Raw genomic sequence first — 1,819 nt, 5'->3', positions numbered from 1 at the left:
ATATTAGGCGTTATACGTTTGCAATAAATTTCCGCTTCGAGAGTGTTTCTAGCAGATAAATTTATATCACCAAATTTGTTTTCAGACCATCTAATTATATCTACGGTTTTGAAAGCATCACCTAGATTAGAAAATCTTAAGGTTGGATGAACACGTATAATTAGATCCAACGGGGTTTCTATTCCAAATTTCCCAAAAATCATTACAATATCGACAATGTTGTTTATATTTACTTCATTGTCAAGCTTTGTCGAAGTATTAAGAATTGTGTGATTATTTTCAAATGCCTTTCTAAACGCCTCGGCGATAATGTTCTCACAAGAATCAGCCAGCATAATGTTTTTTGATAGCAATTGCTTTATGTAGTTAGCTTCATTTACTACTCCAGTTGTTATTGAAAATCGCGTCTCAGGTAAAAGCCTATATAGAGTGACGAGGAAGGTTGAGTCGAACTTCGATATTTTAGTATCTAGTGAAATTTTATTTCTATCAAGATACTTCAGAAAATCTATGTTTTCTTTTGGTGTAAATTGCTCTGGGGCGCTAACGTAACGTTTCGACTTGGTTTTTTCATTTTTGTAAGTAGTGCCAATAACCAGTTGTTTACGTCCGCGACTTGATAAATACGAACTTAAATTTTGATAGCTATCAATACCTGACATACCATCCCAACATATGACAGTGATCAAACCAGCACTTGATTCCGCCCATTCGCAAACCTCATCAATAACCTTAAAATCTAGAGAGTCAACGTGATTATTAATATGAACGACAAGATACTTACCTTGATTATATAACACATAACACAATCTTGCCAAAGAAATGCTTTTCCCTGTTCCTGTTGCACCATGCAATATTACTGGTGACTCAGAGACCTTGTTTTTCTTTAATTCATCACTGACCAAACTGAAAAGAGATGAAAAGTATTCTCTCTCAAAATCCAGGCCTAAAGGATATGCTTTCCAGACAGGAGATCTTGATGATTCAAATAAAAAATCCTTTAGTAAAATATCTCTGTCATTATTTTTATCAATATTATTTAGAAACTTATCCTCTACTATTTCACCATGATTATTCAATAATCTACGAATTCTTGAAGGAATCTCTAGAGGTTTATCGTTTATTCTAATAAATGAATCAAGTTCATCTGAATATTCGGATAAACTCAAAAAATACTCTTCATTTCGGGAAATGAATTCAGGCAGCGTCCTTCCATATTTCACGAGTTTTCGCTCTTCGATCAAACTGCCAACTAATTCATCTTCAAAAACCTCATCCTTTCCAAAAATATAAACTTGCTCAGAAGTAAACTTTGATATTATTTGATATAGAGTTTCACTAGAAATTGGATCGGTTTTAGGGTTCCAACCAGAAATAATCAGAGTATCTAAAGGCGACATAGAATCTGCCAACGTATTGAGCATTAACTGAGATTCATTAGCCCTCTTTAATAATTCAATTCGACTAGATGGTACTTTTTCTAAAGAGTCGTGCCTACTATACAATCCAAAAAGGTAATGTATGCATAATTCACTTCTACTATAAGAAGAGTATTTGCTATTATTACATATCGGCTTAGTTATTCTGCCTTCATTTCTCAATCGACTTAATGCCAAATCATCTACGGATGAGGTGTAAATTGCATTCCATTTGATTAATGAAATTTTATCTAAGACATTATTAGTCGGAATTGAATCTATATTATGTTTAATTTTCCTAAATCTGCTTTCCGCACTAATTGAATTACTATGTTTAAATAAATCCTCATAACTTTCAATTTCCTCCCCAATATCTTCGGAAATTAATCGCAACACAGGAT

The 1,819-nt window shown here is 33.1% G+C and carries 1 protein-coding gene; it reads right to left on the bottom strand.

Annotation, left to right across the window (positions count from 1 at the left end; translation table 11 throughout):
- On the bottom strand, positions 1–1,819 hold a 1,819-nt coding region (locus tag J1782_RS00320; RefSeq protein WP_217151910.1), incomplete at both ends, for a hypothetical protein.

Origin of the sequence: Rahnella sp. BCC 1045 (genome assembly GCF_019049615.1) — a bacterium.
Classification (GTDB): Bacteria; Pseudomonadota; Gammaproteobacteria; order Enterobacterales; family Enterobacteriaceae; genus Rahnella; species Rahnella contaminans.
This window is presented reverse-complemented; position numbering and strand designations above follow the sequence as displayed.